The sequence below is a fragment of the Billgrantia desiderata genome (assembly GCF_900108215.1).
Taxonomy (GTDB): Bacteria; Pseudomonadota; Gammaproteobacteria; order Pseudomonadales; family Halomonadaceae; genus Halomonas; species Halomonas desiderata.
Genome location: NZ_FNVC01000003.1, coordinates 250465 through 274663, shown reverse-complemented (window position 1 = coordinate 274663; position 24199 = coordinate 250465). Strand labels below are relative to the sequence as shown.

Annotated in this window: 21 protein-coding genes; 12 read left to right on the top strand and 9 right to left on the bottom strand. The window is 65.3% G+C overall.

Annotated features, from left to right (window positions below; all coding sequences use genetic code 11):
• Positions 1-44: 44 nt before the first annotated feature.
• Positions 45-809, top strand: a complete 765-nt coding sequence (locus tag C4S71_RS05225) for an SIMPL domain-containing protein (protein ID WP_103968435.1) — start codon at positions 45-47, stop codon at positions 807-809.
• On the opposite strand, the gene serS is transcribed toward C4S71_RS05225, so the two are convergent.
• The gene (serS, locus tag C4S71_RS05220; protein WP_103968454.1) at positions 787-2076 is read right to left on the bottom strand and encodes a serine--tRNA ligase; all 1290 of its coding nucleotides are present in this window, start codon (positions 2074-2076) and stop codon (positions 787-789) included. The two genes, C4S71_RS05225 and serS, sit on opposite strands and share 23 nt — an antisense overlap.
• Before the next feature lie 183 nt (positions 2077-2259).
• On the opposite strand from serS, the gene C4S71_RS05215 reads away from it, so the two are divergent.
• The 9 genes from C4S71_RS05215 (at position 2260) to C4S71_RS05175 (ending at position 15249) form a co-directional block, all read left to right on the top strand.
• Positions 2260-4035: a sensor histidine kinase gene (locus C4S71_RS05215; RefSeq protein WP_103968434.1), complete on the top strand. Its 1776-nt coding sequence runs from the start codon at positions 2260-2262 to the stop codon at positions 4033-4035.
• On the top strand, positions 4022-5383 hold the full coding sequence (locus C4S71_RS05210; protein ID WP_103968433.1) for a sigma-54-dependent transcriptional regulator: 1362 nt from the start codon (positions 4022-4024) through the stop codon (positions 5381-5383). The genes C4S71_RS05215 and C4S71_RS05210 overlap by 14 nt, the downstream gene beginning before the upstream one ends.
• Before the next feature lie 205 nt (positions 5384-5588).
• The gene (locus tag C4S71_RS05205) at positions 5589-6620 is read left to right on the top strand and encodes a TAXI family TRAP transporter solute-binding subunit (RefSeq protein ID WP_103968432.1); all 1032 of its coding nucleotides are present in this window, start codon (positions 5589-5591) and stop codon (positions 6618-6620) included.
• Positions 6621-6845: 225 nt separating this feature from the next.
• Positions 6846-8993: a TRAP transporter permease gene (locus tag C4S71_RS05200; RefSeq protein ID WP_103968431.1), complete on the top strand. Its 2148-nt coding sequence runs from the start codon at positions 6846-6848 to the stop codon at positions 8991-8993.
• 132 nt (positions 8994-9125) lie between these two features.
• The gene (locus C4S71_RS05195) at positions 9126-12371 is read left to right on the top strand and encodes an FAD-binding and (Fe-S)-binding domain-containing protein (RefSeq protein WP_103968430.1); all 3246 of its coding nucleotides are present in this window, start codon (positions 9126-9128) and stop codon (positions 12369-12371) included.
• A gap of 54 nt (positions 12372-12425) precedes the next feature.
• Positions 12426-12998 carry a phosphoribosyl-AMP cyclohydrolase gene (locus C4S71_RS05190; RefSeq protein ID WP_103968429.1) on the top strand — a complete coding sequence of 191 codons (573 nt, stop codon included), beginning with the start codon at positions 12426-12428 and terminating at the stop codon, positions 12996-12998.
• Between the two features lie 83 nt (positions 12999-13081).
• Entirely contained in the window at positions 13082-13282 is a 201-nt protein-coding gene (locus C4S71_RS05185; RefSeq protein ID WP_103968428.1) for a DUF2905 domain-containing protein, read from the top strand.
• Between the two features lie 94 nt (positions 13283-13376).
• Complete coding sequence (locus C4S71_RS05180) at positions 13377-14618, top strand: PQQ-dependent sugar dehydrogenase (RefSeq protein ID WP_103968427.1); 1242 nt, start codon at positions 13377-13379, stop codon at positions 14616-14618.
• A gap of 4 nt (positions 14619-14622) precedes the next feature.
• Positions 14623-15249 carry a c-type cytochrome gene (locus C4S71_RS05175; protein ID WP_160113356.1) on the top strand — a complete coding sequence of 209 codons (627 nt, stop codon included), beginning with the start codon at positions 14623-14625 and terminating at the stop codon, positions 15247-15249.
• Positions 15250-15576: 327 nt separating this feature from the next.
• Here C4S71_RS05175 and C4S71_RS05170 read toward each other — a convergent pair whose 3' ends face one another.
• The 5 genes from C4S71_RS05170 to trpC all read right to left on the bottom strand — a co-directional run bounded on the left by C4S71_RS05170 (position 15577) and on the right by trpC (position 18638).
• Positions 15577-16317 (bottom strand): class I SAM-dependent methyltransferase, encoded by a 741-nt coding sequence (locus C4S71_RS05170; RefSeq protein WP_103968425.1) that lies wholly within the window; start codon positions 16315-16317, stop codon positions 15577-15579.
• A gap of 51 nt (positions 16318-16368) precedes the next feature.
• Positions 16369-16779, bottom strand: coding sequence for a hypothetical protein (locus C4S71_RS05165; RefSeq protein ID WP_200825230.1), 411 nt, complete (start codon positions 16777-16779; stop codon positions 16369-16371).
• A gap of 78 nt (positions 16780-16857) precedes the next feature.
• On the bottom strand, positions 16858-17241 hold the full coding sequence (locus C4S71_RS05160; protein WP_103968423.1) for a VOC family protein: 384 nt from the start codon (positions 17239-17241) through the stop codon (positions 16858-16860).
• A gap of 73 nt (positions 17242-17314) precedes the next feature.
• A complete protein-coding gene (locus C4S71_RS05155; RefSeq protein ID WP_103968422.1) occupies positions 17315-17716 on the bottom strand; it encodes a VOC family protein in 402 nt (133 codons plus the stop codon).
• 115 nt (positions 17717-17831) lie between these two features.
• A complete protein-coding gene (gene trpC, locus C4S71_RS05150; RefSeq protein ID WP_086511636.1) occupies positions 17832-18638 on the bottom strand; it encodes an indole-3-glycerol phosphate synthase TrpC in 807 nt (268 codons plus the stop codon).
• 180 nt (positions 18639-18818) lie between these two features.
• Between trpC and C4S71_RS05145 the strand changes: the two genes are divergently transcribed.
• A complete protein-coding gene (locus C4S71_RS05145; protein ID WP_103968421.1) occupies positions 18819-19580 on the top strand; it encodes a 4'-phosphopantetheinyl transferase family protein in 762 nt (253 codons plus the stop codon).
• A 3-nt stretch (positions 19581-19583) separates the two neighbouring features.
• On the opposite strand, the gene trpD is transcribed toward C4S71_RS05145, so the two are convergent.
• Together trpD and C4S71_RS05135 are read right to left on the bottom strand one after the other, a co-directional pair.
• On the bottom strand, positions 19584-20606 hold the full coding sequence (gene trpD / locus C4S71_RS05140; RefSeq protein ID WP_103968420.1) for an anthranilate phosphoribosyltransferase: 1023 nt from the start codon (positions 20604-20606) through the stop codon (positions 19584-19586).
• 27 nt (positions 20607-20633) lie between these two features.
• Complete coding sequence (locus tag C4S71_RS05135; RefSeq protein ID WP_086511633.1) at positions 20634-21218, bottom strand: anthranilate synthase component II; 585 nt, start codon at positions 21216-21218, stop codon at positions 20634-20636.
• 335 nt (positions 21219-21553) lie between these two features.
• Here C4S71_RS05135 and C4S71_RS05130 point away from each other — a divergent pair, with 335 nt between their 5' ends.
• Positions 21554-22588: a metal ABC transporter solute-binding protein, Zn/Mn family gene (locus C4S71_RS05130; RefSeq protein WP_103968419.1), complete on the top strand. Its 1035-nt coding sequence runs from the start codon at positions 21554-21556 to the stop codon at positions 22586-22588.
• A gap of 102 nt (positions 22589-22690) precedes the next feature.
• On the opposite strand, the gene trpE is transcribed toward C4S71_RS05130, so the two are convergent.
• Positions 22691-24175 carry an anthranilate synthase component I gene (gene trpE / locus C4S71_RS05125; RefSeq protein WP_103968453.1) on the bottom strand — a complete coding sequence of 495 codons (1485 nt, stop codon included), beginning with the start codon at positions 24173-24175 and terminating at the stop codon, positions 22691-22693.
• Between the last annotated feature and the right edge of the window lie 24 nt (positions 24176-24199).

Here is a 24199-nt window from a genome sequence, read left to right as displayed (position 1 = left end):
GCCGGCCAGCTCCCCCCTGATCATTGCCGCATGGAGGCCTACCGATGTTTCCGATTCGTTTTCGCTGCCTGGCGCTGGGCAGTCTGCTCGCTGTCGTCTCGCTGGTGGGCGTCAGCGCTCACGCCGACGAACCCCGTGCCCGCCTGGACGTACAGGCAGAAGCCCAGCTCGAGGTAGTACCGGACCGGGCCACGCTCAGCGCCCGACTGTGGGAACGCACTCCCGCCGTATCGCCCCAGGATGAGGAGACCGACAGCAACGCCCTGCGCGAGGCGCGGGACCGCCTGGAAGAACGCGCCACAGCCTTGATACGGGCTCTCGAGGAAGCCGGCGTGGAGCGCGACGACATCAGCGCCGGCTCGCTCGCGGTTCAGCCGGAATACGTGCCCACCCCGCGGCGCAGCGACGGCGATCAGGAAATGTTGATGCGCACCCGCCTGGAGCGTCCCTTCCAGGTTCGCATCGACGACCTCGAGCGCCTGCCGCGGCTGCTCGATGCGCTCACCGAGGCAGGCGTCAATGCCATGGACGGTATCAGCTACGACCTGACCGACCGCGATGCTGCCACCGACGAGGCGCTGGTCAAGGCACTGGAAAAAGCGCGTCACAAGGCCGAACTGATGGCACGCACCATGGGCGTTTCGCTCGGGGCCGTCACGTCGATCAGCGAGACGCGCTCGCCGATCTATACGCCGCGCATGATGGCGATGAGCGCCGATGCCCGCGAGAGTGCGGTACAGGCCGAATACCGCCCCGGGACGATCGTCATCGAGGCGGGTGTCAACGTCAGTTGGGAGATCGAGAATTGAGGGTGGCAAGCCCGCCCAGATAGGGGCGCAGCGCCTCGGGCACGGTGATGGAGCCATCGGCATTCTGATGGTTTTCCATCACCGCGATGAGGCAGCGTCCCACCGCCAGTCCCGAGCCGTTGAGGGTATGCAGTAACTGTGGCTTCTTCTGCTCGGGATGACGGAAGCGCGCCTGCATGCGCCGCGCCTGGAAATCCTCGCAGTTGGAGACCGAGGAGATCTCGCGGTAGGTCTTCTGGCTCGGCAGCCACACCTCCAGGTCGTAGGTCTTGGCCGCGCCAAAGCCCATGTCACCGGTACACAGCGTGACGACCCGGTAGGGCAGCTCCAGCGCCTGCAGGATCGCCTCGGCGTGGCCGCGCATCTCTTCGAGCGCCGCGTAGCTCTTCTCCGGCTCCACCAGTTGCACCATCTCGACCTTGTCGAACTGGTGCTGGCGAATCATGCCGCGGGTGTCGCGGCCGTGGGAGCCCGCCTCGCTGCGAAAGCACGGCGTGTGGGCAGTGAGCTTGAGCGGCAGCACCTTGTGGTCGAGGATCTCGTCGCGAGCGAAGTTGGTCAGCGGCACCTCGGCGGTGGGAATCAGGTGGTAGCTGCGCTCGTCGTCCAGCCGGAACAGATCCTCGCCGAACTTGGGCAGCTGCCCGGTGCCGAACAGCGAGGCTTCGTTGACCATGTAGGGAACGTAGCACTCCTCGTAGCCATGCTCGAGGGTCTGCTTGTCGAGCATGAACTGGGTCAGCGCCCGATGCAGGCGAGCGATCTGCCCGCGCATCACGGCGAAGCGTGAGCCGGTCAGCTTGGCCGCCAGCTCGAAGTCCAGCTCGCCCTTGAGCCCGCCCAGATCGACGTGGTCGCGCACTTCGAAGTCGAACTCGCGCGGCGTGCCCCAGCGGTGCAGCTCGACGTTGTCCTCCTCGCTCTCGCCTGCCGGCACGCTGTCGTGGGGCAGGTTGGGAATGCCGCTGACCAGGGCATCCCACTCCTCCTGAACTTCCGCTAGCTGCCGCTTGGCGGCATCGAGGCGGTCGCCGAGGTCACTCACCTCGTCGAGCAGCGGCTGGATGTCCTCGCCGGATGCCTTGGCCTTGCCGATCGCCTTGGAGCGGGTATTGCGCTCGTTCTGCAGGGACTCGGTCTCGGTCTGCAAGTCACGACGCCGGGACTCCAGCGCCTCGAGCCGTTCGGTATCGAGGGTAAAGCCACGTTTGGCCAGTCGTTGGGCAACCGTATCGAGGTCGCTGCGCAGCAGTTTGGGATCGAGCATGGAATCCGGTCCGTAACAGTCGGTGAATCGGAAAATCGAGCCGTCCATTGTAGGCAAAAGGCCGAGAAGGCGCCACGCGCCCGCCTTCCCCGTACGTCCGGATGGCCCTATCATCCTCTCCATGCCACTCATCCACTCCCTTCGCCACACCGCCCACCCCCTGCCCCTGCCGGGGTGGTCGGCGTGACCCCGCGCACCTGGCGCCTCGCCCTGCTGATGGGCTGCGGGCTGCTGGTGGCCGCCGGGCTCTGGGCGGTATGGCAGTGGCAGTATACCCAGGCGGCGCGTGAGGCCGAGCGCCACGCCCAGACACGATTGACGCTCTATACCACCACTCTGCAGGGTGCTTTGGAGAGCTTCGCCTACCTGCCGGGACTGCTGGTTCGCCAGCCCCAGGTGCAAGCGGTGCTGCTCGACGAAGCGGGCATTTTCGATGCCCAGGTCAACGCTCATCTGGCAGAGGTGGCCGAGCGCTCCGGCGCCGAGGCGATCTTCCTGATGGATGCCGAGGGGGTGACCGTGGCGGCCAGCAACCATGCCAGCGAGGACAGCTTCCTCGGCCACCGCTATCCCTTTCGCCCTTACTTCCGCGATGCCATGGCAGCAGGCCGGGGAGAATTCTTCGCTATCGGCAGCACCACCAGCCGGCCGGGCTACTTCGTCTCCGCCGCCGTGACGGGCGGGCCCGATGGAGCGCCTCTGGGCGTGCTCGCCCTCAAGGTCTCGCTGGAATCGCTGCAGGAGAGCTGGCGGCGCGCCGGCGAAAAGGTGCTGCTCTCCGACGCCAACGGTGTGGTGATCCTCTCCAGCCGCCCGGAGTGGCGCTACCGCCGCCTCGGCGAGCTCTCGCCCGATGCCCTGGCGGAGATCCGCGACCAGCGCCAATTTCTTGACGAACCATTGCTTCCCCTGGGCGAGCGACTGGCCGACGGCTCCCTGCGCATTGGCGGCGGCGATCTGGGCGAGCGCTTCCTCGATCTGAGCCAACCTCAGGCTACCCTGGGCTGGACCATGCACTATCTGGCGCCGGTACGCCCACTCTACGTCAGCGCCCGCAATGCCCTGCTGGCTGCCGCCGGCGCCACCCTTGCCCTGCTGCTGCTGGGACTCTGGCTACGTGAGCGGCAGAAGCGTCAGCGCCTGCGCGACCGCGAGGCCCACATCGTCCGCGAGGCCAACGAACGCCTTGAAGCGCGGGTCGCGGCGCGCACCCGGGAGCTGGAGGCAACCCAGGCAGAGCTGGTCCAGGCCGGCAAGTTGGCCGCCCTGGGCACCATGGCCGCCGGCATCGCCCACGAACTCAACCAGCCGCTGTCGGGCATCCGTACCTTCGCCGCCAACGGCGAGCGGCTGCTCGCCCGCGGCCGCTCGGATGCTGCCGAGGCCAACTTCCAGCGCATCCAGACGCTGTGCGAACGCCAGGACGCCCTGATTCGCCAGCTCAAGCTGTTCGCCCGTCGCGGCGACCGCCAGGAGCCGGTGGATCTGGCCGAGCGGCTCGACTTCGTGCTGGAGCTGCTCGACGAGCGCATCGCCGAGCAGGGGGTGAGCCTGGTGCGCCCCGATCCCCTGCGGCCACCGCTGCGAGTGCTGGGCGACCCGCTGCGCCTCGAACAGTTGCTCACCAACCTGTTGCGCAACGCTCTCGACGCCCTGCGCGGCGGCGCCGTACCACGCCTGGAGATCAGCCTGCACCGTGAGGGCGGGCAGGTGGTGCTCGGCGTGGCCGACAACGGACCGGGGATCGAGGCGGACGCCCTGTCTCACCTCTTCGACCCCTTCTTCACCACCAAGGCAGTGGGCGACGGCCTGGGCCTGGGGCTGTTCATCAGCTTCGGCATCGTCCAGGACCTGGGCGGAAGCATCGCCGCCGCCAACCGACCCGAAGGCGGTGCTCACTTCCGGGTAGCCTTGCCTGCCGCCCCCGCTGTTTCAGGAGAGCCCCATGGTGAGCATTGACGAATTGCCGATATGGCTGGTGGATGACGATCCCGACGTGCGCGAGTCACTCGGCCAATGGCTCGAAGTATCGGACCTGGCGGTGCGCCCCTTCGCCGAAGCCACAGCGGCCCTGGCGGCGCTGGCCGCCGGCGACGCCTGCGGCGTACTGGTCAGCGACGTGAAGATGCCCGGCATAGATGGCCTGGCGCTGCTGGATGCGGTGCAGCGCCTCGAAGAACCGCCACCGGTGGTACTGATCACCGGCCATGGCGACGTGCCCATGGCAGTCGCGGCAATGCAAGCCGGCGCCTGGGACTTCGTCGAGAAGCCCTTCTCCCCGGAGCGCCTCGAGGAGTGCGTGCGCCGCGCTCTCGAACGGCGCCGTCTGGCCCTGGAGAATCGCCGTCTGCGCCATGCCCTGCGAGAGGGCGATCTGGCCGGCCGCCTGCTGGGGCGGGCGCCGGCCATGCTACGCCTGCGCGACCAGCTCGCCAACCTGGCCCCGGTGCGCGCCAACGTGCTGGTGCACGGCGAGACCGGCAGCGGCAAGGAGGTGGTGGCGCGCTGCCTCCACGAGCTCGGCCCCGGCCCCGATACCCCTTTCGTGGCCCTCAACTGCGGTGCCCTGGCGCCGGAGCTGATCGAATCGGAGCTCTTCGGCCACGAAAAGGGCGCCTTCACCGGCGCCCAGGAGCGACGTATCGGCAAGCTGGAGCATGCCAGCGGCGGCACCCTATTCCTCGACGAGGTGGAGTCGCTGCCGCTGGCGGCCCAGGTCAAGCTGCTGCGCGCCCTGCAGGAGGGTGAGATCACCCGCCTGGGCAGCAACGCCGTGCAGCGGATCGACCTGCGGGTAGTAGCGGCCACCAAGGTGGACCTGCTGGCTCTGGCCGCCGAAGGCGGCTTTCGCGAGGACCTCTACTACCGGCTGGCCATCGCCGAGCTGGCGCTGCCGCCGCTGCGCGAGCGCCGCGAGGACATCGCCCTGCTCTTCCGCCACTTCTGCCATCAGGCCGCCGAGGTTCACGACCGCCCCCTGCGCGAGCCCGACGCCGCTCTATCCCAGGCCCTCGAGCGTCACGCCTGGCCGGGCAATCTGCGCGAGCTGCGCAACGCCGCTACTCGTTTCATCCTCGGCCTGGAGATCCCCTGCCTGGGCACGGCCGCTGCCGCGGACGAGAACTCCCTGGCCGCCCAGGTGACCGCCTTCGAAGCAGCCCTGCTGCGTGCCGCCCTGGGCCGTCACGGCGGCAACATCCAGGCGGTGATGGAGGAGCTGGAGCTGCCGCGCCGCACCCTCAACCAGAAGATGCAGAAGCACGGCTTGCGCCGCGAGGCCTTCCTCGACGGCAGCTACGACAGCTGAGCCCGCCCCGCCCATCGGCAAGATCTTGCCGATGGGGCGCCGCCATGTCGGCAAATAATTGCCGACAGCACTCACCCAGGCCCAGGCGGTTTCACGGCTTCTCAGCACAACTCACTGAAATACATAGGGTGTCACCGAAACTGGCAGGCTTGTCGCTATGTCAGAGCGTCTCATAACCACAACGCTCGACATACGGAGACCCGCCATGCACAAGCGCCAGTTCCTCAAGTCCGCCCTCTGCCTTGCCACCGCCGCCGCCCTTGGCCTCGGTGCCGCAACCGCGGCCGCGGCCGCCCGTACCGACAACGGCAGCGGCCAATACATCATGGGCACCGCCACCACCGGTGGCACCTTCTACCCGGTGGGCGTCGCCCTCTCCACCCTGGTCCGCGTCAAGCTGGAGCCGACCCACAACATCTCGGTCTCCGCCATCAGCTCCGCCGGCTCCGCCGAGAACCTGCGTCTGATGGACGACAACCAGGCCCAGTTCGGCATCCTCCAGGCCCTCTACGGCGCCTGGGCCTGGCACGGTGAGGGCCCGGTACCCAAGGCCTACGACAACGTACGCTCCATCTCCATGCTGTGGCAGAACGTCGAGCACTTCGTGATGCGCAGCAATCGGGTGGAGAGCGGTACCATCGACGACCTGTCCAACCTCTACGGCCGCGGCTTCTCCATCGGCGCCCGCAACTCGGGTACCGAAGGTTCCGGTCGGCAGATTCTTGCCGGTCTCGAGATCGACCCCGAGCAGATGAACCTCGCCTACCTGGGCTACGGCCCCAGCGCCGACTCCATGCAGAACGGCAACATCGACGGCATGAACATCCCCGCCGGGGTGCCCGCCTCCGCGGTGACCAGCGCCTTCGCCAACATGGGCAACAACCTCTCCATCCTGAACGTGACGGAAGAGCAGCTCGAGCGGATCAACGCCGACTACCCGGTGTGGACCCCCTACGAGATCCCCGCCGGCACCTACCCGAGCCAGGACGAGCCGGTTCACACCATCGCCCAGCCCAACATTCTGGTGGTCAACGCCGACGTCCCGGAAGAGCACGTCTACCAGATCACCAAGGCGATGTTCGAGAACCTGCCCTTCCTCAACAACATCCATCCGGCGACCCGCGACATGGCCCTCGAGAAGGCCCTGGACGGCCTGCCCATGCCGCTGCACCCCGGCGCTGCCCGCTACTTCCAGGAGCAGGGGCTGGAGATCCCCGAGCATCTGCTCGAGGGCTAGGCGAGAACAGTGAACTGAGCCTCTGAAGGGGCGGCCGGGGACAAGCCGAAGAGAAGGTCCTACGCCAGGGATGGCGTCGGTAGCGCCCAGGGAGGGGTTCACAGCGCCTTCTCGGAGGCTTGTCACCGGCAACAGCCCCGTACCGCCGCAGGCCTGTCGCCGGCAAGCCCCGAGCCTGACCACCGACAACGCCTTCCCATCCACGCCAGCTCCGCGAGAACGCCCATGAACGCAACGCCCACTCCCGAGGTGCGCGACGACGCCGCCAGCGAAGCCCCCGAGCGCCTCGAGCATCCCTGGCTCGGCCGGCTGCTGTTCGCCCTGGCCATCGTCGTGGCCCTGTCGCATCTCTACTTCAACACCCTCGGCACCCTCTCCGAGGTGTGGGTCAGCGCCCTGCACTTCGGCATGTTCGGCCTGCTCTGCGCCCTCTCGGTGCCCATGCTCAGGGCCCGCTCCGTCGGCGGCCAACGCCTGGTGCTGGCGGTGGACATCCTGCTCGGCCTGGCGGCGCTGGGCTGCGCCTTCTACCTGATCGGCTTCGAGGACGCCCTCTACGCCCGCGGGGTACGCTTCTCCACCGCCGACTGGATCGTCTCCATCGTCGCCCTCGGCCTGGTGCTGGAGTTCGCTCGTCGCACCACCGGCTGGTTCATCCCGCTGCTCTGTCTGGTGGCGCTCACCTACGTGGCCTGGTGGGGGCGCCACGTAGGCGGGGTGTTCGGCTTCCCCGGCCTCTCCTGGGAGACGGTGCTGTTTCGCAGCTATCTGGGCGGCGACGGCATGCTGGGCTCCATCGCCCGCATCTCCTGGTCGTACGTCTTCATGTTCATCCTGTTCGGCGCCTTCCTGGTGCGCTCCGGCGCCGGCGACTTCATCATCGAGCTGGCCCGCTGCGCCGCCGGGCGCTTCATTGGCGGCCCCGGCTTCGTCGCGGTCTTCTCCTCCGGGTTGATGGGCTCGGTGTCCGGCTCCAGCGTCGCCAACACCGTCTCCACCGGGGTGATCACCATCCCGCTGATGCGCAAGGCCGGCTTCCCGCCGCGCTTCGCCGCCGGGGTCGAGGCCGCGGCCTCCACCGGCGGCCAGTTGATGCCTCCGGTGATGGGCGCCGGCGCCTTCATCATGGCCTCCTATACCCAGGTCTCCTACCTCACCATCATCGGCGTGGCGGCCCTGCCGGCGCTGCTCTACTTCCTCTCGGTGGCGATGTTCGTGCGCATCGAGGCCAAGCGCAGCGGCGCCCAGCACGTCGAGACCGAAGAGGCGCCGCGCTTCCTCGAGGTGCTCAAGGGCGGCTGGCACTTCCTGCTGCCGCTGGTGGTGCTGGTGGCCGCACTGATCTACGGCTTCACCCCCACCTACGCTGCCGGCATCGCCATCCTCTCGGTGGTGGTGGCCTCCTGGCTATCGCGCAACCCCATGACCCCAACGGTGGTGATGGAAGCCCTGGTGCTTGGCACCCGTAACATGATCACCACGGCGATCCTGCTGCTCACCGTGGGTCTGATCGTCAACGTGGTCTCCACTACCGGCATCGGCAACACCTTCTCGCTGATGATCACCGACTGGGCCGGTGGCAGCCTGCTGATCACCATCGTGCTGATTGCCATCGCCTCCCTGGTACTGGGCATGGGTCTGCCGGTCACCGCCGCCTATATCGTGCTGGGCACCCTCTCGGCGCCGGCCCTCTACGGTCTGATGGCTCACGGCCAACTGGTGGAGCTGCTGATGGCCGGTCAGTTGCCCGAGCAGGCCAAGGCGATCTTCATGCTTGCCGCTCCGGAGAGCCTGGAGGCCCTGAGCGCTCCCATGGACGCAGCCAGCGCCCGCGAGCTGCTCACCCTGGTGCCCGATGACTTCCGCCGCCAGCTCTACGAGCAAGCGCTCTCGCCCCACACCCTGACCCTGCTGCTGGTGGCGGCCCACATGGTGATCTTCTGGCTCTCCCAGGACTCCAACGTCACCCCGCCGGTATGCCTCACGGCGTTTGCCGCCGCGGCCATCGCCAGGACACCGCCGATGCGCACCGGCTTCACCGCCTGGAAGATCGCCAAGGGGCTCTACATCATCCCCCTGCTGTTCGTCTGGTCGCCGCTGATCACCGGTTCTCCTGCCGAGATGCTCACGGTGTTCGCCTTCGCCCTGTTCGGCATCTATGCGATCATCGCCGGCCTCGAGGGCTTCCTGGAGCACGAACTACCCTGGTGGCTGCGCCTGGCGATGTTCCCCATGGGTGCCCTGATGCTCTGGCCCCACGGTCAGCTGGCACTGGACTTCCTGGGCCTGGCACTGTTCCTCGCCACCCTGACGTGGAGCGCCCGGGCCGGCCGCGCCTCGGCCACTGCCCAGCCCGCTGCCGGCCACGCCTGAGTCCACGCGCGTCGGCATCCCGCCGCGGCTCCTGGCCGTGGCGGGATGCGTCCCCCGCCCGCTCGCGGTAAAGTAGCGTCATTCCCTGCCGTCCCGCCCCCGGGTGGCATCAAACGACCGATACGACTAGCCATGATCGCAAGACTGGACACCGCCGACGCTCCCGTCATCGAGGGGCTGAGCGCGCATTACCTGCGTTTTCTCGAGGCGCTGAAGGCCTCCGGCTTCGAGGGCGAGATCGCCCCGGACTACGCCAGCCGCACCGTGCTGGCCACCGACAATTCGATCTACCAGCGCCTGCCCCAGGCGGCACTGTTCCCGCGCCACGCCGAGGATCTCGAACGCATCGCCCGGCTCGCCGCCGAGCCCAAGCATCGTCAGGTGGTGCTCACGCCCCGCGGCGGCGGCACCGGCACCAACGGCCAGTCGCTCACCGACGGCCTGGTGGTGGACGTCTCGCGCCATATGAACCGGATACTGGAGATCGACGTCGAGAACCGCCGGGTGCGGGTGCAGGCCGGGGTGGTCAAGGATCAGCTCAATGCGGCGTTGAAACCTCATGGGCTGTTCTTCGCGCCTGAGCTCTCCACCTCCAACCGCGCCACCATCGGCGGCATGATCTCCACCGACGCCAGCGGCCAGGGCAGCTGCGAGTACGGCAAGACCCGCGATCACGTGCTCGAACTCGACACCGTGCTGCTCGGCGGCGAGCGGCTGGTGAGCCGCCCGGTGGAAGACGCCGAGCTGGAGACGCTGTGTCACCACAGCGGCGCGATCGGCAACGCCTACCGCACCGCGCGGGAAATCATCGACACCCAGCGCGAGCTGATCGCGGCCAAGTTTCCGCCGCTCAACCGCTGCCTGACCGGCTACGACCTGGCGCATCTCAGGGACGCGCAAGGCCGCCTCGACATGAACAGCCTGCTGTGCGGCTCGGAGGGCTCGCTGGGGTTCCTCAACGAGGCGGTACTCAACGTGCTGCCGATCCCCAAGCACTCGACCCTGGTCAACGTGCGCTATGCGGGCTTCATGGATGCCCTGCGCGACGCCAAGGCCTTGATGGCTTCTGCGGCGAAACCCACCTCCATCGAGACGGTGGACGACAAGGTGCTGCTGCTGGCCATGGAGGACTTCGTCTGGGACAGCGTGGCGGAGTTCTTTCCCAGCGAGGCGCCCCAGGGATCTGCCGAGGGCGATACCGTCACGGCCGAGCGCCAGGCGGTGGCCATCCGCGGCATCAACCTGATCGAATTCAATGACGACGACCCCGAGCGGCTTGCCGAGCGGGTGGCCGCCTTCTGTCGTCACCTGGAAGCGGATGAGAGCGTACCGCGCCTCGGCTACACCCTCGCCCAGGGGCGCGCCCAGATCCAGCAGGTCTACGGCATGCGCAAGCGCGCCGTGGGTTTGCTGGGCAATGCCAGGGTCGACGAGAAGGGCGAGAAGCGGCCGATCCCCTTCGTCGAGGATACCGCGGTGCCGCCGGAGCATCTGGCCGACTTCATCGCCGAGTTCCGCGCCGCGCTGGACGCCCGCGGGCTCAGCTACGGCATGTTCGGCCACGTCGATGCCGGCGTGCTGCACGTGCGCCCCGCCATCGACATGAAGGATCCCGAGCAGGAGCGGCTGATCCGCGAAGTCTCCGACGAGGTGGCGGAGCTGACCCACAAGTACGGCGGCCTGCTCTGGGGCGAGCACGGCAAGGGCGTGCGCTCCGAATACGCGCCCAAGTTCTTCGGCGAGCTCTACCCCAGCCTGCAGCGGGTCAAGGCCGCCTTCGACCCGCACAACCAGCTGAACCCCGGCAAGATCGCGACTCCCTCCATCCCGCCCGAAGCCGCGGAGCCCTCCATCCCGCCCGAAGCCGCGGGCACAGCGTCGACAACTAGCGTCAGCGAGGATGCGGTGAAGTGGGTCGACCCGGGCCTGCTGACCATCGACGGCGTGCCCACCCGCGGCCAGCTCGACCGCCAGATCGACGAGCGCGCATGGCAGGCCCACGCCGCCACGGTGTACTGCAACGGCAACGGCGCCTGCTACAACTACGATCCCGACGACGCCATGTGCCCCTCGTGGAAGGCGACCCGCGACCGCATCCACTCGCCCAAGGGACGCGCCAGCCTCGTCCGCGAGTGGCTGCGCCTGCAGGGCAAGGCCGGGATCGACCTGGTCGAAGAGGCAAAAGAGAAGCGCCGCGAGGGGGTATGGGGCTTCATCACCTCGTTCCCGGCGCGGGCGCGCAACACCTGGCGCCGCCGCGACGAGGCCGACTTCTCCCATGAGGTCTACGACGCCATGGCGGGCTGCCTGGCCTGCAAGTCCTGCGCCGGCCAGTGCCCGATCAAGGTCAACGTGCCGGACTCGCGCTCGCAGTTCCTCGAGGTCTACCACGGCCGCTACCTGCGCCCGCTGCGGGATTACCTGATCGGCGGCATGGAGTTCTTCGTGCCTTATCTCGCCCATGCCGCGCCGCTGTACAACGCCGCGCTGAATCAGCGCCTGGTGGACCGCCTGCTGTCCCAGCACGTCGGCCTGGTCGACAGCCCGCGCCTCTCTCGCGCACGACTGACCAAGCAGCTGCGTGCCTGGGGTGTCGCCGAGGCGACGCCGATCTCGCTGGGTCTGCTCAGCGAGGCGCAGAAGGCCAGAAGCGTAGTGATCGTGCAGGACGCCTTCACCAGCCACTTCGAGGCAGAATTGGTGATGGACATCGTCGAGCTGCTCTCGCGTCTGGACATCAAGGTGTTCGTCGCCCCCTATACGGCCAACGGCAAGCCGCTGCACGTGCAGGGCTTCCTTGGCGCCTTCGAGCGCACCGCGGAGAAGCAGGCGCGACGGCTGCGCGCCCTGGCCGAGTTCGGCGTGCCGCTGGTGGGCATCGACCCGGCCATGACCCTCACCTACCGCCAGGAGTACGTGAAGGCGCTGGGCCCCGCTGCCGTGCCCGAGGTGCTGATGCTGCAGGAGTGGCTGGTGGCTCAGGGCAAGCGCCTGGTGCCGCCGGCCCTGGCCCGGGAGCTTCAGAAACTCGACGACCCGAGCTTCCGGCTGCTCTCCCACTGCACCGAGAAGACCAATGCCCCGGGCAGCCCCAAGGCGTGGCAGCAGGTGTTCGCCGCCTTCGGCTTCGAGCTCGAACTCGTCGCCAGCGGCTGCTGCGGCATGTCCGGCACCTACGGCCACGAAGCGCGCAACCGGGAAACCTCGAAGACCATCTACGCCCAGTCGTGGCAGCCGGTGGTCGAGGACGAGACCAACCGGGGCCGCCTGCTGGCCACCGGTTACTCCTGCCGCAGCCAGGCCAGCCGCCTCTCCGGCCAGGCCCTGCCGCACCCGCTGCAGGGAATTCTGACCCACCTGCGCCGGCTGAGCTGGTAAGCTTGCAGGCTCGATCACTAGACCTTACATGGACTTATCGACAGGAGAGGGATGATGAAACTCAAGACGCTATTGACTGCCACGGCTCTCGGGCTCGGCCTTGGCACTGCTGGCCTGGCCAGTGCCGCACAGGTCACTCACTTGGGTGGCGACATCACCGAAGAGCAGGTGCTGGCGGCACAACAAGCCTGGGGCGACGCCCTGGTTGCCATTTCCACTATCTATGAGGCGGAAGGCATCGACGCCGCCCGCGAACTGGCACAGGAAGTGATCGAGAGCGCCTACGGCTACGACATGGGTGCGGTACTCTTCAAACCTACTCTGGCCGCCGCGCCGCAAACCTTCCGTACGACGCCCGAAGGCGCACTGGCCTACTTCGTCGGCCACAGCGATGAGTACAGTGAAGACAGCGGCTTTGCCCTGAAGGGCTGGCAGGAAGTCACAATCGAAAATGCCGCCATCCTGATCAGCGGCGACGTCGCCCTGACCATGGGCAACGTGTCCATCCTCGATGCCGAAGGCAACACCACCACCGTGGACAAGACCTGGGGTTATCACCTGGATGACGAAGGTGAGCTGCGCATCGTGCTGCACCACTCATCCCTGCCCTTCAGCGCCGAGCAGTAAGCGCTAGCCAGTCTCAACCGTACCGTCACTCGCCGGTACGGTTTGTTCTCGGTCAGCGCAAGTCAAACGGAACAGGAGGCAGGATGTCCCGCACCCTGATCGTCATTGGCCTGTGTATCGTGCTCATCGGCCTGCTCTGGCCATGGCTCTCCAAGCTGCCGCTTGGCCAACTGCCGGGAGATATCGCCATACGCCGCGAGAACTTCTCGTTCTATTTCCCCATCGCCACCATGGTTCTGCTCAGCGTACTCATCTCGGCGCTTTTGTGGCTATTCAGTCGATAGATAAAAGCAATCGATTTCCCGCGAACCGGCTCCTAGGCTTGTTGAAGTATGTGCGGTCCATTCAGGATCCGCCGAATAACAACAAGGAACCGACATGATCCCCTCACGCCAGTTTCCCCTTGCCCTGAGTGCGGCGGGCGCGATCGCACTCGGTCTCGCCACTCCCCTGCAGGCCGATGAACACGAGCCCGCCTGGGCCCAGGGTCGCTCCGCCGAGATGGCTGACTCACCGCTCGCCCCACATGCCACACCACTGACAGTGACGGAGAAAGAAGACATACCGCTCGACCAACTACGCATGCCCGACGGCTTCAGCGCCGAGATCTGGGCCCACGGTATGCCCGGCGCCCGCATGATGGCACGCGGCGACGATGGCACACTGTTCGTGGGCACCCGAAGTATCGGCCGTGTCTACGCGGTGCGTGACAACGGCGACGAGCGTGAGCATGTGATCATCGCCGAAGGCTTGACCCAGCCCAACGGCGTGGCCTTCAAGGATGGCAGCCTTTACGTCGCAGCCATCAACCGCATCTTCCGTTACGACGATATCGAGTCGCAGTTGGCCGACGACGTCGCCGAGCCCGAAGAGCTGACCGAGGCCTTCGGCTTACCGGACGACGAGCACCACGGCTGGAAGTTCCTCGCCTTCGGTCCCGATGGCCGGCTCTACATTCCAGTGGGCGCCCCTTGTAATGGCTGCGAAGTCGACGAGGATACCCACGCCACCATTCACAGCTTCGAGCCTGATGGCTCCGACATGAGGGTGGAGGCACGCGGTGTGCGTAACAGCGTGGGCTTCGACTTCCATCCGGAAACGGGCGAACTCTGGTTCACCGACAACGGACAGGATTGGTTGGGCGAACACGGTCCGCAGGATGAACTGAATCGTCTCAGTGAATCCGGAGAACACTTCGGCTTCCCTTATTGCCATGCGCACGGCGTAATCGATCCAGAGCTCGGCTCGGAAGGGGCCTGTGACGGCGTTACCATGCCCGCTGCACTGATGGGTGGCCATACCGCCGCCTTGGGAATGCGCTTCTACACCGGCGACATGTTCCCCGAGGAGTACCGAAACGCCATATTCATCGCTCGCCGCGGCTCTTGGAACCGCACATTGAGTGACGGTTACGACGTGCAGGTGGCCCATCTCTCCGAGGATGGTGAGCGTGCTGCCATCTCACCCTTCATGGTGGGTCTGCTTGATCCACGTGAGAATGCCTTCTCTGGCCGTCCAGTAGACGTGCTGCAAATGCCGGACGGCTCCCTGCTGGTTTCCGACGAGCAAAACGGTGCGATCTATCGCATCAGTTATGAAACCCCTGAGTACATGGAGTGAGGCCATGCGCCGTGATGGACGCACGTTGCCCTGGCAGCGCCTTCCCATCGTATCGACGGGCTTGGCGGGGCTGCTGCTGGCCCTGCCGGTCTGGTCGGAGAGCGGCCCGGCAGCAGGCCTGCCCCTGGAAGCACAGGTGCAGGTCTGCGCCGCCTGCCACGGCGAGGATGGCAACTCGACGCGGGAGAACACGCCTTCGCTGGCCGGACAGCCGGCCCTGGCCATCACCAACCAGATGATCTACTTCCGCGAGCGGCTACGTCGCTCGGATGAGATGACATCTCAGGCCCGGGGGCTCAGCGACGCCGAGATTCAAGCACTTGCTGCCTACTACGCCGAGCAGCCCGTCGCCACGCCGGAAGGCGAGCGCGACGAAGCACTGGCGGAGAAAGGGCGAGCGCTCTCCCGCCAGCAGCGCTGTGCCAGCTGTCATGGCTCTGACTATCAGGGTCGCGAGCAGATGCCGCGCCTGGCAGGCCAGCGTGAGGATTATCTCGCTTACGCGATGAAGGCCTATCGTGAGCGTACCCGCGGTGGCCCGGACACCACCATGATCGATATCATGCGCGGCGTCGACAATGAGGCAATAGAAGCCATGGCGCACTTCTTCGCTAATCTCGATAGGGAGTGAGCAGCCGCCAAGGTTGGCAGCCTAGTAAATCAGTCGCCACGGCGCCTCGTCCGATTCTTGCTAAGCATGAAGACCCCGCGTATGCAGAAACCTACGACAGTCAGCCTTGCAGCCGCTTGCAAGGGCACCGCCAAGCCCCCTTTAATCATCGACTTTCTTCAGCTTCTCTAACGGCACCCAGCCCGGCTCCTGCCCTGGCGCACTGCAAAAAAACCAGTTCTCCCAGCCCTCCTTTCCTCGTATTTTTCGTCAACGGTGAGAAGGACACCTTTTTTGAAAGTAATAGGTCGGGGGAATTGGCTTGCATGAGGAGTGACGACGAGATAGTTAGAGACGCTCATATCGCCTCCTCGACCCATGGACGGCGCTGCTTGCGGTGCGCTTCGACAGCCAGGCGTGAATCAAGCCGGCCTGGAAGAACTGCACGGGTGGCTCGAAGCCTCCGGCCTCTATGATGGCAGCCACCCTACTCGGCGGAAGTACGCCAACGTCGTTGGCATAGGCCTTGCGCATGCGCGCCATTCCCTCAGGCGTGATATCCGCCTGCGCCATCATGTTCATCCAGGCGCGCAGCAACACCTCATACTCGGGTGATGCCACATCCGAGGCCAAGTCAGAACTCGCGAGAAGCCCACCCGGCTTGAGCCTGCGGGCTATTTCGTGAAAGAAGTCGGAACGGGCCTGCCGGTCGAGAATGAATTGCGACACCAGCAAGCAGGTAGCAGCATCGAATATCTGGGCGCCAGGAAGTGATTCCAGATAGCCCTCGTGAAATTGACAGCGCCCCGCGAAACCCTCCGTTTCCGCCTGCTTCCGGCAGATGTCCAGCATTGCGTTAGAGGGCTCTACGGCAGTGAACTTCCAAGTGGGATTGTTACGAGCAAGGTGAGACAGCTCCGCTCCCGTTCCTACTCCCACGCAGAGCACTTGTGCCTCTTCGGGTAGCTCGGCAAAGGCCGCATCCAGTAGCAAGTGCAGGCAGTTCCGAATCGGCAACGTCTTCGCCCACTGGGCGTCATAGCTGGAAGCCTGCTGATCGAACAATGCCTTGATTTCGTCTTGGTTCATCGCTTTCCCTGCTTTTTCCTTTCTGAGGTGGCCACACACTGCTGCCCAGCGTCAGTTGGCCACTGCGATATACCACTTGGGCTTCATACGTCCGAAGTCCCTGCGAACATTGGATTTCAAGCCTTTCTTGGAATCAAGCACGACCGCATTGACCCCATCCCTGACGAAAACGACCCAATGCCAGAATGGCTTTCCCCGCTCCACCCTCCATTTAATCGCCAGGAGCGCCTTGTCTGGAAGCCGCTCCCATGCCTCAAAAGGTATTGTCTTTGTGCCGACTGAAACATTGAGTTCGCGCAGAAGCCTGCGAACATGCTCGGTACTCGACCATAGTGTCGGGTCCTCGGCATAAATACCCAGAGAGTTAGCCTTCTTCTTAGTCTCGGCGTAGGTAATGCCGGCGATCGCAGCGCTCGCGGCAATACCGCAGCCGGATATCTCTTCTTGAATGACCGGTTTCATGCACTCGTCCATCGCGCTTTGGATATCTCCATTGCTGTCATTGCCATCTCATTGCACACTTTGTAGCGGCAATGTTCTCTACCTCATCGAATGAAGCCCGATCGAATTGCCCTCGGTATCGGCAATCAGCGCCGCAAAGCCGTAGTCGCCAATGGAAATCTTCTCCTGAAGCACCTTGCCACCACTCGCGGCCACCCGCGCCACCTGTACGGCGCAGTCTTCGCAGGCAAAGTAGACGACCGTCCCCGTACCGGCGGTGCCGGGCTGCCAGTTGCCACTCTTCACGAGCGCTCCCGAACTTCCCGCAGCCTCCTCCATGGCACCGGGGAAGGCCAGCATCTCTTCATCGGCGCTTGGGCTCGGCAGTTCTTCCAACTGCACGTCGAATACAGCCTCGTAGAAGGCCTTTGCACGAGCCATGTCCTGCACGTAGATCTCGAACCAGCAAACCGGCTTCATCATGACTTCTTCTCCTGGACTTGAAAAATCGCTCGACAAGACACCGAGCGACTTCGGCAAAGCACCCAAGTTAAATTTACCTAATATGGGAAGAGCAAAAGGAAGGAGACACGGGCTCGTGGCACACCGCTTCGACGTTGTGCCCATCCGGGCCGATGACGAAGGCGGCATAGTAGTTCGCATGATAGTTCGGACGCAGACCAGGAGCACCGTTGTCCTTGCCCCCGGCCTTCAAGGCCGCATGATAGAAGTCATCGACCTGCTGTCGAGTGTCGGCATGGAACGCGATATGAAGAGGGGCAGGCTTCTCCTTGGCCTGGTACAGGCACAGCGAGGCGCCTCCCTTACCGCAGAGTTCGATGCCGTATGACGGCTCACCTTCCGCACCTCCTATTACCCCAAGCGGCTCGAGAGCTTTAAGGAAAAAGGCCTTGCTAGCTACATAGTCGCTGACACCAAACTTGACGTGGTCAAACATGAGGGCTCCTGATGTGCTGGACTGCACATAAACACATTAGAACACTCGCTATTGTTCTGCCGACGAAAAAGGGCAGCCAACGCGGCTGCCCTTTTGGTCCCTGATTTCAACCCGTTCAGTAGAACAGCCGCCGCAACGCTTCACCCGGTTCCTGCTCGCGCATGAAGGCCTCGCCGACCAGAAAGCCATGTACGTCGTGCTCGCGCATGCGCAGCACATCGGCCTGGGTATGAATGCCGGACTCCGTGACCACGGTGACCCCGGCAGGAATCCGCGGCAACAGCTCCAGCGTGGTTTCCAGGCGGGTATCGAAGGTATGCAGGTTACGGTTGTTGATGCCCACCAGGCCGATGCCGAGCTTGAGCGCACGCTCGAGTTCCAGGGCGTCATGCACCTCGACCAGGACATCCATGCCCAGCGCCGTTGCCTGCTGGTAGAGATCGGCCATCTGGGCATCTTCCAGCGCGGCGACGATCAGCAGGATGCAGTCGGCGCCGATGGCGCGCGCCTCGCTGACCTGATAGCCATGGACGATGAAATCCTTGCGGATCACCGGCAGCTCGCACGCCTCACGCGCGGCGATGAGGAAGTCCTCGTGGCCCTGGAAGAAGTCGGCGTCGGTCAGCACCGAGAGGCAGGCGGCACCGCCGTCAGCATAGCTCGCCGCAATCTCGGCAGGCTGGAAGTCTTCGCGGATCACGCCCTTGGAGGGCGAGGCCTTCTTAATCTCGGCGATCACCGCCGGATCGCCCTCGGCGATGCGCCGGTCGAGTGCCGCGATGAAACCGCGGGGGGCGCTCTGCCGTTCGGCCAAGGTCAGCAGCTCGGCTTCGGACACGGCGCGGCTGCGCTCTGCCACTTCCTCGTCCTTGCGGGCCAGGATGCGGGTGAGAATGGTCGGGGCGTCCTTGGTTGGGCTCATGGTGCTGTCTCGGTACGGGCGGCGCTGGCCGCGGTTGAAGCCGGTGAGCGCCCCATATTACCTATCTGCGGTTCGACATGGAACGCGACGCTACCCAAAGTCGGCACATCGCTCGTCTCTCTCCGGCGCGAATAGTCAGGATACATGACGACAGCCCGTGGCCCATGCAAGAATTCGCCCATGGACAGCTCCTCTTCTTTTGTCGACCCTGTTATCGGTCCTTTCAGCAGCGACTGGCCCTGGGCCTCGCCCCTTCCTGGCACCTGCCTGGTGGCGACTCGCTTCGACCCTGCCCGCCTCGACGAGCCGGCCGCTGGCGATGCTCTCGGTGAACGCCATGACGTCGTTCTCCCGCCCCGCTTGCATGACGCCATTGCCAAACGGCGGGCGGAATACGTTGCCGGGCGGCTGTGCGCACGCCGTGCCCTGCAGCTGCTGGATGGCAGGGACGCAACCCCAAGCATGAACGAGGATCGCTCGCCGTGCTGGCCCGAGGGCTGCGTGGGAGCCATCACTCATAGCGACGGCTGGGCCGCGGCCCTGGTCGCCCATCGCCAGGTCTATCAGGGTGTCGGTCTCGATGCCGAACGGTTGCTGAACGAGGAGCAGGCCCGCCGGCTGGCCAGAAGGATACTGACCGCCGAGGAGCTCGTTCGCATGGAAACGCTGCCGTCGTCGAGCGTGGGACTGATGGTAAGCGCGACCTTCTCCCTCAAAGAGAGCCTGTTCAAGGCGCTCTACCCGCTGGTGGGTCGCATGTTCCACTTTCCCGCCGCCGAACTCATGTCCTGGCAGGGCATCGGCCCCGTTCGCCTGCGATTGCTCGAAGACCTGGGCAACGGCTGGACGGCCGGCCGCGAGATCACCGGCATGGTTTGCCTGCGCGAAGACAAACTCCTGAGTCTGGTGGCATTGCCGACAGCCGACCCGGGAGAGCCGTGACGCTCAGGAAACCAGTACGCGGGTGAAGTCGGCCAGCTCCTTCATTTTCTCGAGAGGCAGCTTGGAGGCCTGAGCGTCCTGGGCCATCATCACGCCCTCTTTGAGGGTATCGGCGACACCCGCGCAGTAGAGCGCCGCTCCGGCGTTGAGAGAGACGATGTCGGCCGCCGGCCCCTCGCCCACCAGCGCCTCGCGCACCAGCCGCAGACTGTCCTCGGCGCTGACCACTTTCAAGGGACTCAGTGCCTGCCGCTCGATGCCGAAGTCCTCGGGCGCGATGGTGTAACGGCGAATCTCGCCGTCCTTCAGCTCGGCCACCTGGGTCGGCGCCGCCAGGGAGATCTCGTCGAGACCGTCCTCGGCATGAACCACCATGACGTGGCGGCTGCCGAGCTGACGCAGCACCTCGGCCATCAGCGGCACCAGCTCGGCCGAATAGACCCCCAGCACCTGGTTCGGCGCCCCGGCGGGATTGGTCAACGGCCCGAGGATGTTGAACAGGGTGCGCACTCCCATCTCGCGCCGCGGGCCGATGGCGAAACGCATGGCGGGATGATGGTTGGGGGCGAACATGAAGCCGACCCCGACGTGCTCGATGCAGCGCGCCACCTGCTCCGGCCGGAGATCGAGATGAATGCCCGCCATGTCGAACAGATCGGCGCTGCCCGAAGAGGATGAAACGCTGCGATTGCCGTGCTTGGCCACCTGGGCGCCGGCAGCCGCGGCAACGAAGCTGGAAGCGGTCGAGACGTTGAACAGGTTGGCGCCGTCGCCGCCGGTGCCGACGATGTCCACCACGTTCTCGCTGCGCTGAAGGTGGACACGCTTCATCAGCTCGCGCATCACCTGGGCGGCGGCACCGATCTCCTCGGCCGTCTCCCCCTTCATCGCCAGACCGACCAGAAAACCGCCGATCTGCGCATCGCTGGCCTCGCCGGTCATGATCTGCTGCATGACGGCATGGGTCTGATCGAAGCTAAGGTTTTCACGGCGCATCACCGCGGCAATGGCGTCTCGCATCTGCATGGGCAGGCACTCCTCTTTACGGGCGGCTCAGCGGCGCTTGAGAAAATTGGCCAGCAGCTCATGCCCCTGACGCGTCAGAATCGACTCCGGGTGGAACTGCACGCCTTCGATATCCAGCTCACGGTGACGCAGCCCCATGATCAGTCCGGGGGTCACGTCATCGTCGTCGGTCCAGGAGGTCACCTCGAGGCACTCGGGCAGCGTGTCGGCTTCCACGACCAGTGAGTGGTAGCGCGTGACCTCCAGCGGATCCTCGAGACCGGCGAAGACACCAAGACCATTATGACGGATGCGCGAGGTCTTGCCGTGCATCACCTGCGGGGCGCGCACCACCTTGCCGCCATAGACCTGACCGATCGCCTGATGACCGAGGCAGATGCCGAGGATCGGCAGACGACCGGCGAAGTGCCGAATGGCAGCCAACGAGATGCCCGCCTCGTTGGGGGTGCAAGGGCCGGGCGAGATCACCAGGTGGCTCGGCGCCAGCGCTTCCATCTGCTCCAGGGTAATGGCGTCGTTGCGATAGGTGGCTACCTCGGCACCGAGTTCGCCAAGATACTGCACCACGTTGAAGGTGAAGCTGTCATAGTTGTCGATCATCAGCACGGACATGGCGAGAAGGTCCTGTTCCAGCGAATCTTTTCAATGTTTCGTCGTGCGCGGCCAGCCGTGCAGGTTCTGCTTCGGACACAAAAAAGCCGCCCGACGGCGGCATTTCGTTCAGTCGTCAGCGCGCCGCCCCTCGCTCAGGAGCGCCACCACTGGATCGAATTCGGCATATAGGCGTTTGCGTTCATGACGCAATAGTGCCGCCCAGGCAGCCGAGCTGTCAACGCAAGATGCCTCCGGCCGACGCGTTCGTCGGCGGCCGGGACAGTCGCGGCTGGCCAGCGTACCTCCCAGTCTCTATCATCGGGCAGTGCGCTACCGCGAAAAGGAGATTGACGATGCGCTTTACCCGCCGTGCCTGTATCTGGCTGACCCTGCCTCTCGCCGCCATGGTCGGCAGCGTGACGGCGGCGGCAGCCAATCCCAAAGTGGTCGCCAGCTTCTCGATTCTTGGCGACCTGGTCAACAAAGTCGGCGGTAACGATATCGAACTGGTGGTGCTGACTCCGGTAGGTGCCGAAGTCCATGAGTGGGAGCTGACACCCAACAATTTCATTGCGCTGGAGGATGCCGACCTCGTCTTCTACAACGGCTACCAGCTCGAGCAGTGGATGCGCCAGGTTTACGCCACGGTGGGCAACCGTGCACCGCTGGTACCGGTAGCGGAAGCCACGGAATACCCGACTCGGCCCATCGTCACGGGTGAATACACCGGGGAGCCCGACCCGCACCTGTGGATGGACCCGCGCGCCGTGGCAGCCTACATGAAGGTGATCGCCGACCAGCTCAGCGAGCTTCACCCCGAGGCCGCCGACAATTTCCAGGCACGTGCCGCTGCGGCCACGGAAACCCTGGCCCGCCTGCACGAGGAGATCGGCGAACTGCTCGCCCCGATTCCCGAGGAGCAGCGGCTGCTGATCACCACGGAAGCGGCCTTCGTCTATTTTGCCGATGCCTACGGCTTTCGCCATGACGGCGTGTGGGGCAGCAATGCCGAAACCGAGGGCTCGCCCCAGCAGGTCATGCGCATCGTCGACTTGATCGAGCAGAGCCAGCCAGGCGCCCTGTTCTGGGAAAGCACCCTCTCGGACCGCTACATCCGCAGCATCGCCGCCGACACGGAACTGCCGATCGCCGGCCCGCTGTATGTCGACTCCCTCAGCGAACCCGATGGCGATGCCACGAACTACGTGGCCATGATGCGTCACAACGCCAAGCTGATCCGCACCGCCCTGACGATGGGCGAAGCCGAAGAGAGAGAAGCCGAAGAGCGCGACAGCGAGGCCGACGCGGTAGAGGGTGAAGAGTCGCCAGAAGGCGAAGACGCAGAAGAAACCGAAGCGCCAGAACGGGACGAGGCCGAGGACGAATGAGCGTTTCTCGGCGCGACCCACGGTGCCCCTGCTCGTCATGGCAGGGGCGCCGAACGCCGTAGGGTCAAGCGCAGAGAGTCCTAGCCCGCAGCAAGACTTGGCCTAGAGGTTGTCCAGGCCCTTTTCGGCCATGGCCACGGCGCGGAAGATGGCGCGCCCCTTGTTGAGCGTCTCCTGCCACTCCATCTCGGGTACGGAATCGGCCACCACGCCGGCCCCGGCCTGCACATGCAGCTCACCATCCTTGATCACCGCGGTACGAATGGCGATCGCGGTATCCATGTTGCCGTGCCAGGAGAGATACCCGACCGCGCCGGAATAGATGCCGCGCTTGACCGGCTCCAGCTCGTCGATGATCTCCATGGCGCGGATCTTGGGTGCCCCCGAAAGCGTGCCCGCCGGGAAGGTGGCGCGCAGCACGTCCATGGCGCTGAGACCCGGCTTCAGGCGTCCGGTGACGTTGGAAACGATGTGCATCACGTGGGAGTAGCGTTCCACGGCCATCTGGTCGGTCACCTGCACCGAACCCGTCTCGCTGATGCGCCCCACGTCGTTGCGCCCCAGATCGATCAGCATGAGATGCTCGGCGATCTCCTTGGGGTCGGCCAGCAGTTCGGCCTCGAGCGCCCGGTCCTCCTCCTCGGTCTTGCCGCGCACCCGGGTGCCGGCGATGGGCCGTACCGTGACCTCGCCATCCTCCAGCCGCGTGAGGATCTCCGGAGAGGAGCCCACCACATGATGGTCGCCCAAGTTGAAGAAGAACATGTAGGGCGATGGGTTGAGGCTGCGCAGCGCGCGGTACAGGTCAAGCGGCGAGGCACGATAGGGAATCGACATGCGCTGCGACGGTACGCACTGCATGACGTCGCCGGCCAGTACGTACTCCTTGATCTTCTCCACCGCCGCCTTGAAACCGGCCTCGGTGAAGCCCGAGGTAAAGTGCCCCTCCTCCACCGCACTGCGTCCGGTGCCGGGGCTGGCGGCCTGAACGCCCGAGCTGCGCAGGCGCCGCTCCAGGCTCTCGAGACGCGCCACCGCCGTGGCAAAGGCATCCGCAGCGGCAGGGTCGGCATGGGTCCACAGCGTCAGCCGGCCCGAGAGGTTGTCGAACACCACCAGCTCGTCGCACACCATCAGCAGGATGTCGGGCACGCCCAGCGGATCGGGTTTTTCCACGCCCCTCAGCCGCGGTTCGATGTAGCGGATGGTGTCGTAGCCGAAGTAGCCTACCAGGCCGCCGTCGAAGCGCGGCTGATCGTCCAGGTTGGGCACCCGGAAACGCCCCTGGAACGCCTCGATCCAGGCCAGCGGATCCGCCACCTCCACGCGTTCGATGCACTCGCCCTGGCGTACGTGACTGATGGTGAAGCCGCGCACTTCGATGCGCTCGTGAGAAGGCAGGCCGATGATCGAGTAGCGCCCCCACTTTTCGCCGCCCTGCACCGATTCGAGCAGGAAGGTCCATGGCTCGTCGGCCAGCTTGAGATAGGTCGACAGCGGGGTGTCGAGATCGGCCAGCACCTCACGGGTGACCGGAATGCGGTTGAAGCCGGCCTCGGCCAGCGCACGGAAACGTTCGGGAGTCATCATGACGGGGCCCTCGAGATATGA

Excerpts from the sequence above, each read along its gene's own strand:
- C4S71_RS05180 (WP_103968427.1), top strand. The coding sequence starts at position 13,377 with ATGATCCCCTCACGCCAGTTTCCCCTTGCCCTGAGTGCGGCGGGCGCG.
- serS (WP_103968454.1), bottom strand. The coding sequence starts at position 2,076 with ATGCTCGATCCCAAACTGCTGCGCAGCGACCTCGATACGGTTGCCCAA.
- C4S71_RS05210 (WP_103968433.1), top strand. The coding sequence starts at position 4,022 with ATGGTGAGCATTGACGAATTGCCGATATGGCTGGTGGATGACGATCCC.
- C4S71_RS05170 (WP_103968425.1), bottom strand. The coding sequence starts at position 16,317 with ATGAACCAAGACGAAATCAAGGCATTGTTCGATCAGCAGGCTTCCAGC.
- C4S71_RS05160 (WP_103968423.1), bottom strand. The coding sequence starts at position 17,241 with ATGATGAAGCCGGTTTGCTGGTTCGAGATCTACGTGCAGGACATGGCT.
- C4S71_RS05190 (WP_103968429.1), top strand. The coding sequence starts at position 12,426 with ATGAAACTCAAGACGCTATTGACTGCCACGGCTCTCGGGCTCGGCCTT.
- C4S71_RS05185 (WP_103968428.1), top strand. The coding sequence starts at position 13,082 with ATGTCCCGCACCCTGATCGTCATTGGCCTGTGTATCGTGCTCATCGGC.
- C4S71_RS05130 (WP_103968419.1), top strand. The coding sequence starts at position 21,554 with ATGCGCTTTACCCGCCGTGCCTGTATCTGGCTGACCCTGCCTCTCGCC.
- C4S71_RS05155 (WP_103968422.1), bottom strand. The coding sequence starts at position 17,716 with ATGTTTGACCACGTCAAGTTTGGTGTCAGCGACTATGTAGCTAGCAAG.
- trpC (WP_086511636.1), bottom strand. The coding sequence starts at position 18,638 with ATGAGCCCAACCAAGGACGCCCCGACCATTCTCACCCGCATCCTGGCC.
- C4S71_RS05165 (WP_200825230.1), bottom strand. The coding sequence starts at position 16,779 with ATGAAACCGGTCATTCAAGAAGAGATATCCGGCTGCGGTATTGCCGCG.
- C4S71_RS05195 (WP_103968430.1), top strand. The coding sequence starts at position 9,126 with ATGATCGCAAGACTGGACACCGCCGACGCTCCCGTCATCGAGGGGCTG.
- C4S71_RS05175 (WP_160113356.1), top strand. The coding sequence starts at position 14,623 with ATGCGCCGTGATGGACGCACGTTGCCCTGGCAGCGCCTTCCCATCGTA.
- trpE (WP_103968453.1), bottom strand. The coding sequence starts at position 24,175 with ATGACTCCCGAACGTTTCCGTGCGCTGGCCGAGGCCGGCTTCAACCGC.
- C4S71_RS05200 (WP_103968431.1), top strand. The coding sequence starts at position 6,846 with ATGAACGCAACGCCCACTCCCGAGGTGCGCGACGACGCCGCCAGCGAA.
- C4S71_RS05145 (WP_103968421.1), top strand. The coding sequence starts at position 18,819 with ATGGACAGCTCCTCTTCTTTTGTCGACCCTGTTATCGGTCCTTTCAGC.
- C4S71_RS05205 (WP_103968432.1), top strand. The coding sequence starts at position 5,589 with ATGCACAAGCGCCAGTTCCTCAAGTCCGCCCTCTGCCTTGCCACCGCC.
- trpD (WP_103968420.1), bottom strand. The coding sequence starts at position 20,606 with ATGCAGATGCGAGACGCCATTGCCGCGGTGATGCGCCGTGAAAACCTT.
- C4S71_RS05135 (WP_086511633.1), bottom strand. The coding sequence starts at position 21,218 with ATGTCCGTGCTGATGATCGACAACTATGACAGCTTCACCTTCAACGTG.
- C4S71_RS05225 (WP_103968435.1), top strand. The coding sequence starts at position 45 with ATGTTTCCGATTCGTTTTCGCTGCCTGGCGCTGGGCAGTCTGCTCGCT.